Genomic DNA, 10,239 nt, shown 5'->3' with positions numbered 1-10,239 from the left:
AACACCGACGGCGACTTGCTGCCCTACACCTGGCCGGCGCGCACGCTGCGTGCGATCAAACCGACCAGCCTGCATGGCCAGCTCGGTTATTACAGCTTCGACGGTGGCGCGCCGATTACCGCCGGCACCTGGCAAGCGGCCTACAGCGCGGCGCAAGTGGCGCTTACCGCGCAGGCTGAAATCCAGCGTGGCGCACGCGCGGCCTTCGCCCTGTGCCGTCCGCCGGGACATCACGCCGCCAGCGACTTGATGGGCGGTTATTGCTACCTCAACAACGCCGCCATCGCCGCTCAGGCCTTTCTCGAGCAGGGCCACAAGAAAGTCGCGATTCTTGACGTCGACTACCACCATGGCAACGGCACTCAGTCGATTTTCTACGAACGCAGCGACGTCCTGTTCACTTCGATCCACGGCCACCCGGAAGCGGAGTTTCCATTCTTCCTCGGCTACGACGACGAGCGTGGCGAAGGTGCCGGTGAAGGTTTCAATTTCAACTATCCGCTGCCGGCCGGTTCCGGCTGGGATGTCTGGAGCGCGGCGCTGGATCAGGCCTGCGACGAGATCGATCGCTATGGCGCGGACATCATCGTCGTCTCCCTCGGCGTCGACACGTTCAAGGACGACCCGATCTCGCAGTTCAAACTCGACAGCCCGGATTATCTGGCCATGGGCAAACGCATCGCCGCCCTCGGCAAGCCGACCCTGTTCGTCATGGAAGGTGGCTACGCGGTGGAGGAAATCGGCATCAACGCGGTGAACGTGCTGGAAGGTTTCGAACAATGAAAAAGCGACTGATCGCCTCGGCGCTGTGCGCGGCTCTGCTCAGCGCTGGCGCCTACGCCGAAGAACGCACGCTGCGCGTCTATAACTGGTTCGACTACATCACGCCCAAGGCGCTGGACGACTTCAAGGCACAGAACAGCCAGACCAAACTGATCTACGACATCTTCGACACCAACGAAGCACTCGAAGCCAAGCTGCTCACCGGCAATTCCGGTTATGACGTGGTGGTGCCGTCCAACGTGTTCCTCGCCAAGCAGATCGAGGCCGGGGTGTTCCAGCCGCTGGATCGCAGCAAACTGCCGAACTGGAACCACCTTGATCCGAAACTGATGAAGCTGATCGAGGCCAACGACCCGGGGAACAAGTTCGCCGTGCCGTACATGTACGGCACCATCCTGATTGGTTTCAACCCGGCCAGGATCAAGGCGGCCCTGGGCGACAACGCGCCCGTGGACAGTTGGGATCTGATCTTCAAAGAGGAAAACATCAGCAAGCTCAAGCAGTGCGGCGTCGCCCTGCTCGACTCGCCGTCGGAGATTCTGCCGCTGGCTCTGCAACACCTCGGTCTCGACCCCAACAGCAAGAAGCCGGCGGATTACGCCAAGGCCGAAGCGCTGCTGATGAAAATCCGCCCTTATGTGACGTACTTCCATTCCTCCAAGTACATGGCCGACATTGCCAACGGCGACATCTGCGTGGCCGTCGGTTATTCCGGCAGCTTCTCGCAAGCGGCCAACCGCGCCAAGGAAGCGAAAAACGGCGTGGTGGTCGATATGCGTTTGCCGAAAGAAGGCGCGCCGATCTGGTTCGACATGCTCGCCATTCCCAAGGGCGCGAAGAACACCGAAGACGCCTACACCTTCATCAACTATCTGCTGCAACCGGCGGTGATTGCTCCGGTCAGCGACTTTGTCGGTTATCCAAACCCGAACAAGGACGCCACCGGCCTGGTCGATCCAGCCATTCGCAACAACCCGAACCTGTATCCGAGCGATGCGGCAATGAGCACGCTCTACACCTTGCAGCCGCTGCCTCGGGATGCCGAACGCGCACGCACGCGGGCCTGGACGAAAATCAAGTCCGGGACCTGAACCGGCTCGTTTGCCGGAGACCCGCCGAGGCGGGTCTTTTTTTTGCCTGGCAGCTTTATCTACCGCACGGGTCGCTGTCGCGCCTTTTAACTTGACCTGCTCCGCCGCCCTCGCGGCGTCCCGACAGAGCAGGAAACCACCATGACCGCCATTCCCAAAGCCAGTGCCGTCGATATCGTGACTCAGCTGGTTACCGGCCCCTCGCTGCAAGAGGTCGCTTCAAAAACGCTGCGCGAAGCCCTCAAGACGTTGTATCCGAATCTCGACATAGACCCGCGTCTGGCGATGGTCGTGCAACCCACCTGGGCCATTGTGGAGGGTCGAGTGGTACCCGACGGGTATCAGGCTGGATCGCTGACCAACGCGCTGGTGCGGCTCGGCCTGTCCGGTACCACGGTGACGTACCTCGATGGTGAGCATTACCTGACCCTGCAACCCGGCGTGCCCGCCCCTGCGCATCTGCCGGTGAAGATCGATGCGATCGGCCTGTTGCTCAACGAACTGGCACCGCTGCTGTTCATCGCCTACAAGGAGCAGCACGTCGACTACTGGGACGAGTTCACCTATCCCGGGCAACCGCGCTGGCAGCAATTGTCCGAGGCACTGCGCAACCTGTGGAACGTCGATGCCAGCGTCGGCTGGGATGCCGATGAAATCGCCATGGCCCAGGCGATTTTCAAACAGCCCGACCCGCAACAACGCCTGGCCCCCGCCCCGTACTCGGCAAAGGCATATCTGATTGATCTCGATCAGGGGAACGCCGACACGCAAAGCCACTTGACCCTGCTCGACGCCGCAGTGTTGGTCGGCAGCATCGCAGACCGTACATTGATTCTCACCCACGCGATTACTCAGGGCTTTCAGCGTTTCGATTCACTGGAGGAACTCGGCGAGGCTCTGCTGCGGATATATGGCGCAAACGCCACGGGCAAAGATCTCAAGTGGCGGCTGGTCGAACCCCAGGGCAATTTCTTCGACCAGCAGGCCTGCACGCTGATTTCTCTGGAAGCGGATGCCTTGGGCAAAATCAGTTTTTTTCAGGACTCCCCTGATAAACGCGTCTATCCGCATACCGGCACGGCCGGCAAACCGGCACAACCGACACCGCGCCTCGAAGCGCACTTCGAGCGTTTACAGTCGATGCTTCCGGATTGGCTGAACGACGCCTTGCCCATCGATCAGACACGTTACAGCCGGCACCTGCTGGACCTGACGACGCTGCAGCACGAGAACAACGGCAAATCCTTTCAGAACGAAATCACCAGCCTGCAGGCGTTCACTCGGGCAGCGCTGATCAAACAGATTCTCAAGGAGCAGCCCGACGCCAAAGACCTGGACATCGACAACATCGAAATCACCATCACCAGTCTCGTGGTCTGGGGCACGTTTGTGTTGCCGGGAAATACTCAGACTCAGACATGGACGCTGACCGAGCTCGCCCTGCAAAATCTCGCCGGCCTGCCCTTGGGCAACAAGACTGTGCGGTACAAGGATGGCAGCCCGGTACCCGAGTGGATGAGCGCGACTTTTCTGGAGAAGCTGGTCAGCACGGTCGACATCGGCAAGACCTACCCGGCGCATCTCAAGGCCGTACTGATAGACGACTCAGTGCAAGCGTCACGGTTGGAAAGGCTCTATACCAGTCAGCTACGCGTCGAGCTGCCATTGCTGGCGTTGCAGCACAAGATCCAGGGCAGAGCCGGCATTGACGAATCGGGTTATCGATACGTGGTTGCCGCATTGGCCACCACTGACGCAGAACGCTACGTCGATGGCGAGGAAATCGTCATTCGCCCATTGGCGTTCGTGGCCCATCGCAGCCGCTCCACCGCAGACACTGTCGACAACATGTATGTCATAGGCCCGCGCGATGCCGACAAAGGGCCGTGCGTGCTGTATCGACCGTTGTTCGACAAGGCTCTGCTGCAATATCCGGGATTTGCCAATCTGCTCTTTGCGATCCAGCATTCGCGACATCTGCGCGATTCGGTACTGGCCTGGTTGCCGGACGATGTGCGCTTCAATTACAGCCAGTTCGTCTTCACCGCCAGGCTGCCGTCGGTGTGGACGATCCCGCAACTGATGATCAACCCGACCACAGCACTGGACATGTCAGGCGCGGTCGCGCTGGGCACTCAGGTGATCGCCAGCGATGTCCTCGCCACCCTGCACGAACGCAACGTCAAGGCGCTTGTCACTCAAGCCGACCGGCAATCGGTATCCGATGCAGAAGCACGCTGGGCCTCGCTGAAACAGGGTGGCTGGGTGATGCTCAATGCCGCACTGCCGTTTCTGGGCCGCAGCGTAGGCACAGCGGCGTGGATCTGGCAGATCATGGATGATCTGCAGGAAATCACCGACGGCGCCAACGAGCAATCGGCGAAAGTCGCCTGGACGGCAATCGCCGATATCCTCCTGGCGCTGGGCATGGTGCTCGCCCATCGTGCGGCAATGGGTGATGCGCCATCGACGCCCGTGGCCACAACGCTCGAAGAGGACACAGCGACGAGCAAACCTGCCGCCAGAATCGTCAAAGCGCTGCGCCAGCCGGACATCACCGGCCCGCAATTGACCGAAGCCCATGGCACATCGATCGACAGCATCACGGCGCTGAAACGATCTCCGTTGGCCCTCGCCAAGCTGTTGGATACGTTCAAGGTCGGCAAGCCCAAAGGGCTTGGCGCTGCCACCAGAGAGGGTGCGCAGCGAGGCCTCTACGCCCACGCAGACAAATGGTACGCCCGCGTCGGTGAACGCTGGTTCGAAGTCGCGCGCAACGCGCATGGCGATGTGCACATCGTCGATACGCGTCAGCCCACCCGACCTGCCGGACCCAGGCTGGCCTATACCGCCAACGGCCAGTGGGTAATCGATCTGCGCTTGCGTCTGCGCGGCGGCGGATTGGAAGAAGGTCGCCAAGCCGCGCAAGGCATAAGAACCAAGGAGGTGGCCGTATTGGCCGAGCAGATTACTGCGTTCGATTTGACGATGGAGAGCAAAGGGAGCCGTCTCGATGCGGACCGCAACAGCCTGCACGATGCCCCTGCGCAGGCACGCGAGCAAGCGCTTGCGCAGTACCTTGCCACGCTCGATTCACAGCACAACGAATATGCCGCAAACATTAAGCTGATCAAGAAACTCAACTGCAAGCAGTCGATTCCCAACTACCGCACGGTAATGCCGGAGCGGTTGGACATGCAGTTGTTTCTGGGACAGGAGTGGCTGAGTAATAACGCTTCGGATTACCAGCAGCGGGTACTGGCGGTGCAGGCGATACTCGACGACGAACTGCGCAGCGAATCGCAGGCAGCCACCTCTGCGTTCGAACAGTTGAACGATGTCACTCAAACCATTATCGAGAAAATGGAGTCGGCTGAAGCCTGCATGAAGGAGCTCACCAGGCTGGGACCGGATGGCTTTGATGTAAAGCAGAAATACAACATCAGCCTTGCGCCCTACCCGCTGGATGATCTGAAGACTTTGCAGATCAGTCTCGGCCAGTACACCTGCATCAAGCCCGGCGATTCCACCGCTCATGTCGAGGCACAACAAGCGCTGGCCGGTCTGTTCGAAGATGCTGCGCTGAACGTTCAGAGTTCACGGGACCTGAGCGCCGATGAAAGCCTCAGTGATCTGCGCATACGCATCGACGCCCTGAGCCAGGTGAGCGAACAGTTTGCTTCCGTGGACAAGCGATTCGATGACCTGGCGAGTGAATATTCCGAACACATACACACGGAGCGACTCAAGCAGTTGCAGGCGCGAGTGGCCGCATTCAAGGAAAGCGCCGACAATCGACTCGCCGATCTGTTGCGCTACCGGCATTTACTGGTGCCGCAAGCCGGTCCGTCGAGACCTTCCACGTCATCTTCGAATCGGCAGATCATCAAGACGCGCAACAAGGGCATCCTGGTCGGCGAACGGAAAAAAAGCCTCGACGGCAAAGACACCGATCTGGTCGAGGTCAGTACAGCACTGACGAGAGTCATCGCGACATTCAAGGAGGAGTCGCCAGGTATCTGGGTCGAACAGAATGCACGGCCGGCACCGTCGCCAAAAGCCCGGCCCAACCTCAACAACAGCATCAGCGCAGGGCAGGCCTTGATCGACGGGCTGGCGGCGTTCCATCGGCGCATCGAGGCGCGCCTCAAACGCGGCTCGCGCATTCCGGTGGAAGTCGAAGAGGAATACCACAACCACGCCGCCCTGTTGCGCAAGGCCGGTGCCGCCATCGATGAAGCGTTGACGGCGAGTAACCTCACCGCTGCTCTGCATGAACCGTCCGAGACGCTCAACCACAAGCTCGACGCTGCGGCTACGACGCTGGAGGAAAAGGGCACCAGCACACGAATCCGTCTGGTCAAGCAACAACTACCAACAGCCGCCGGGGTCGAGTGGCTCAAGGACAAGGGCGAAGTGAACATTTCGAAAACCCTGACCCGACGGCGCCTGAGGCGCCATAAGAATGACTTCCTTGACGAGTATCAGATTCGTGATGCGCATACCGACAAGGTCCTCTGCTATGCGCATTTCCATTACAGCAGCGCCGACGCGCCCGATGGCGCATTTTTGCGTGGACACATGAAGACAGTTGCCCAGCACCGCCTGGGAGGCACCTCTGAAATAACCGATGTGGATAATCAGAGGCTGATCGAAATCCATCGCAGCGAAATTTCCAGTCGCAGCGCCGAAACGCTGTTCTTCAATCTCGCCAAGCCTGCCGCAGACGCGACAGCGCCGCTTTGATTGCTGGCTCTGGTACAGCAGCGAACCCCAACACCAGGCCGGCGCGCTTATCCATGGGCGTAGTCGAATCGGGGAGCCAGTAGCTGCTCAGGCCGTTGATTTCGACATCGACCTCAGCGGCCTGAGCGATCAATTGCTGCTCGCGCTCGATGCTGTCCACGGCGACGGTCAAGTGCAGCCCGGCCGGCACGGCGGGCAGTTGACCGACGCCGGCGACCGTCGGCCAGCCTTCGAGCAGGCAGTTGCGTCGGCTCAGCGCAGCCCGGCGCATGCGGCGGATATGCCGCTGGAAATGCCCGGCGGCCATGAATTCGGCCATCACCGCTTGCGTGCTGACCTCCGAATGCCGCACATCGACGGCGCGGCGTTGCGCGAACGCGTCGACCAGCGCCGGTGGTAGCACCAGATAACCAAGGCGCAAAGCCGGAAAAGCGACTTTGCCAAACGTGCCGACGTAGAGCACACGCCCCTGACGATCAAGTGCCGCCAACGGCGCCAGCGGTGCGCCGGTGTAGCGGTACTCGCCATCGTAATCATCCTCGACGATCCAGCCACCGACACGCTCGGCCCAGGCGAGCAACTCCAGACGCCGGGCCAGGCTCATCACCACGCCGGTCGGGTACTGATGGGACGGCGTGACGTAAGCCACCCAACAATCGCTGAGCTGAGCCATGGCGCTGCAGTCGATACCATCGCTGTCTACCGCCACCCCATGCAATTTCGCCCCCGCTACAGCGAAGGCATGCCCGGCCGCGCGATAGCCCGGATTCTCGATCGCCACGCCGTCCCCAGGCTCGACCAGCAACTGTGCACAAAGGCTGATGCCCTGCTGCGCGCCACTGGTGATCACAATTTGCTCAGCCGTGCACTGCATGCCGCGGGAACTGCGCAAATAAGCGGCGATCATGCCGCGCAGTCGTGCATCGCCGGCCGGATCGCCGTAACACAGTTGCTGCAGATCCGGTTTACGCCAGAAAGCCGCGTTCAGCTTGGCCCAGACCTCGAACGGAAACAGATCGAATGCCGGCACGCCCACCCGAAAAGCGCGCGGCGGACCGCTCGGTGGTCGCGGCAAATGATGCTTTTCGATGCGGGAAAATCCGTCGCTGTGGATAACTTTGCTGGATGGATTCACAGGTAAATCCAGCCAATTTGTGGATAAGGCTGTGGGTAAGCCTGTTGACAAGCCTGTGGATGAATTTGTGGATAGTTTTTTCTTCGGCGTGGATGCCTGCACCAATTGCGCCACGTAAGTACCGTCGCCGACGCGTCCTTCGATAAAGCCTTCGGCATACAACTGATCGTAGGCGCGCACCACACTGTTGCGGGAAATGCCCAGCGCCGCGGCCAGGTCACGGCTGGCCGGCAATCGCGTGCCACTGGCCAGACGCCCGTCGAGCACCCGCAGGCGCAAAGCCTGATAGAGCTGGCGGCTCAGGCCCTGACGGCGATCAAGCTCGATTCCGGCCGGATTGAAAGGCATCGACAAGGGTGGCAGATCAGGCATGGCGAATGGACCTATGAAATGGCTCGGCAATGGCTCTTACAACAGACCAATAGCCTGCCTAGGATGCAGGCATTCGCCAAGGAAAATCTGTCCATGTACACGCCACGCGCCTTTGCCATCGAAGACTTGTCCCAACTGCACGAACTGATCCTCGCCACGCGCCTGGCCATTCTGGTCAGCCACGGCGAAAGCGGCCTGCAAGCCAGCCACGTGCCGGTGCTGCTGCATCGCGAACAGGGCGAATACGGCACGCTCTACGGCCATCTGGCCAAGGCCAATCCGCAGTGGAAAGACCTGCGTGACGGCGCCGAGGCGATGCTGATCTTCGCCGGCCCGGACGCCTACGTCAGCCCCGGCTTCTATCCGAGCAAGGCCGAGCACGGCAAGGTCGTGCCGACCTGGAACTACATCGCCGTGCACGCCTACGGTCAGGCCGAGACCTTCAGCGATGGCGGGCGCCTGCTCGACATTGTCAGCACCCTGACCGACCGTCACGAGGCAGGCCGTGCCCAGCCGTGGTCGGTGGACGATGCGCCAGCCGATTACATCGACACCATGCTCAAAGCCATCGTCGGTTTCGCCATTCCCATCGACCGCCTCGAGGGCAAACGCAAGCTCAGCCAGAACCGCAGCGCCGAAGATATTGCCGGGGTGCGCGAAGGCCTTGCCGCCAGCCCCGACGCCAACGATCAAACCCTCGCCAGCCTGATGCGCTAAGGAAATCACCATGACTCAGATCGACATTCGCCCGGTCAGCGCCAACGACCACGCCGCTTGGCTGCCGCTATGGCAGGCGTACCTGCGCTTCTACAACACGGAACTGCCGGACGCTGTCACCCAAAGCACTTGGCAGCGTTTTCTCGACCCGAACGAACCGACCCACGCCGCCCTCGCCTGGGCTGAAGGCAAAGCGCTGGGCATGGTGCATTACATCTATCATCGCTCGAACTGGAGCATCGAGAATTCCTGCTATCTGCAGGATCTGCTGGTGCTGCCCGAGTCCCGTGGCACCGGTGTCGGCCGGCTGTTGATCGAGCATGTCTACGCTACCGCCAAAGCCGATGGCTGCTGCAAAGTCCACTGGCTGACCCATGAAACCAACGCCACCGCGATCCAGCTCTACGAGCGCATCGCTGAACGCCCGGGCTTCATCCAATTTCGCAAGGCACTGTAAGGAGACGCGCACATGACCGCTTCACTCGCTGACTGGAAAGGCGTCCCCGCCCCCTCCGCCACCCTGCTCGAGGGCCGTTTCATTCATCTGGAAAAACTCGACCCGGCGCGGCATGCCGAGCAACTGTACGCCGCCCTCGAAGGGCCGGGTGCCGATCCGAAGCTCTGGGATTACTTGCCTTACGGTCCGTTTCGCGAGCGCAGCGCGTTCAACGACTGGCTGAACAATCATGCGGCCAACAGCGACCCGTATTTCTTCAGCGTCATCGACCGCGCGACTGGTCAGGTGCAAGGCATCCTCAGCCTGATGTCGATCGTCCCGGCGCAGGGCCGCATCGAAATCGGCCACGTCACTTTCGGTGCGCCAATGCAACGCTCGCCGAAAAGCACCGAGGCGGTGTACCTGCTGGCCAAGTATTCGTTCGAGCTGGGTTACCGGCGCCTGGAATGGAAGTGCAACAACGGCAACGCTCGCTCCAAATACGCGGCCGAGCGTCTGGGCTTCAGTTTCGAAGGGGTGTTTCGCCAGCACATGGTGGTCAAGGGGCAGAACCGCGATACCGCGTGGTATTCGATTCTGGATGCGGAATGGCCGGCGATCGGTGCGGGATTCGAGCGCTGGCTGAGCGATGAAAACCAGACGCCTGATGGCCAGGTGAAAGGCTTGGCCGAGTGCCGTAGCTGATCGTCACAAAGCCCCTGTGGGAGCGAGCCTGCTCGCGAAGGCGCTGTGTCAGTCACTGAAATATTGACTGACTGACCGCTTTCGCGAGCAGGCTCGCTCCCACAATTGGCGGGTTCTTTCTTAACGACGCAGTTCTTGCGCCAGCACCGCAATGTGCTCCGGGCCGATCCCGCAGCAGCCACCCAGATGACTGGCGCCGCGCTGTTGCCAGTCCAGCGCCCAGTGCAGATACCCCGGCGGATCGAGATCGTCAC

8 protein-coding genes are annotated in these 10,239 nt (G+C 60.8%); 6 read left to right on the top strand and 2 right to left on the bottom strand.

The features are described 5' to 3' along the window. From OQK_RS11205 to OQK_RS11195, 3 genes are all read left to right on the top strand, one after another. Window positions 1–783: histone deacetylase family protein (locus tag OQK_RS11205; protein WP_016772466.1), on the top strand; the 783-nt coding region annotated here is incomplete at its 5' end. After that, window positions 780–1,874, top strand: a complete 1,095-nt coding sequence (locus tag OQK_RS11200; RefSeq protein ID WP_016772465.1) for a polyamine ABC transporter substrate-binding protein — start codon at window positions 780–782, stop codon at window positions 1,872–1,874. The genes OQK_RS11205 and OQK_RS11200, both read left to right, overlap by 4 nt. Before the next feature lie 141 nt (window positions 1,875–2,015). After that, the gene (locus tag OQK_RS11195) at window positions 2,016–6,620 is read left to right on the top strand and encodes a dermonecrotic toxin domain-containing protein (protein ID WP_016772464.1); all 4,605 of its coding nucleotides are present in this window, start codon (window positions 2,016–2,018) and stop codon (window positions 6,618–6,620) included. Here OQK_RS11195 and pdxR read toward each other — a convergent pair. Next, the gene (gene pdxR / locus OQK_RS11190; protein ID WP_016772463.1) at window positions 6,577–8,127 is read right to left on the bottom strand and encodes a MocR-like pyridoxine biosynthesis transcription factor PdxR; all 1,551 of its coding nucleotides are present in this window, start codon (window positions 8,125–8,127) and stop codon (window positions 6,577–6,579) included. The genes OQK_RS11195 and pdxR overlap by 44 nt on opposite strands. A gap of 93 nt (window positions 8,128–8,220) precedes the next feature. Here pdxR and OQK_RS11185 point away from each other — a divergent pair, with 93 nt between their 5' ends. The 3 genes from OQK_RS11185 to OQK_RS11175 are packed head-to-tail and all read left to right on the top strand — an operon-like array spanning window position 8,221 to window position 9,985. Next, a complete protein-coding gene (locus OQK_RS11185) occupies window positions 8,221–8,844 on the top strand; it encodes an FMN-binding negative transcriptional regulator (protein ID WP_038860859.1) in 624 nt (207 codons plus the stop codon). 10 nt (window positions 8,845–8,854) lie between these two features. After that, on the top strand, window positions 8,855–9,301 hold the full coding sequence (locus OQK_RS11180) for a GNAT family N-acetyltransferase (protein ID WP_016772461.1): 447 nt from the start codon (window positions 8,855–8,857) through the stop codon (window positions 9,299–9,301). Window positions 9,302–9,313: 12 nt separating this feature from the next. Beyond that, window positions 9,314–9,985, top strand: a complete 672-nt coding sequence (locus OQK_RS11175) for a GNAT family N-acetyltransferase (protein WP_016772460.1) — start codon at window positions 9,314–9,316, stop codon at window positions 9,983–9,985. A 120-nt stretch (window positions 9,986–10,105) separates the two neighbouring features. On the opposite strand, the gene OQK_RS29925 is transcribed toward OQK_RS11175, so the two are convergent. Continuing rightward, window positions 10,106–10,239: homocysteine S-methyltransferase family protein (locus OQK_RS29925; protein ID WP_162098726.1), on the bottom strand; the 134-nt coding region annotated here is incomplete at its 5' end.

This window comes from Pseudomonas sp. R62 (assembly GCF_000257605.1).
Lineage (GTDB): Bacteria > Pseudomonadota > Gammaproteobacteria > Pseudomonadales > Pseudomonadaceae > Aquipseudomonas > Aquipseudomonas atacamensis.
Note: the sequence above shows the minus strand (reverse complement) of the source record. Positions and strands in the feature narration are given on the sequence as shown.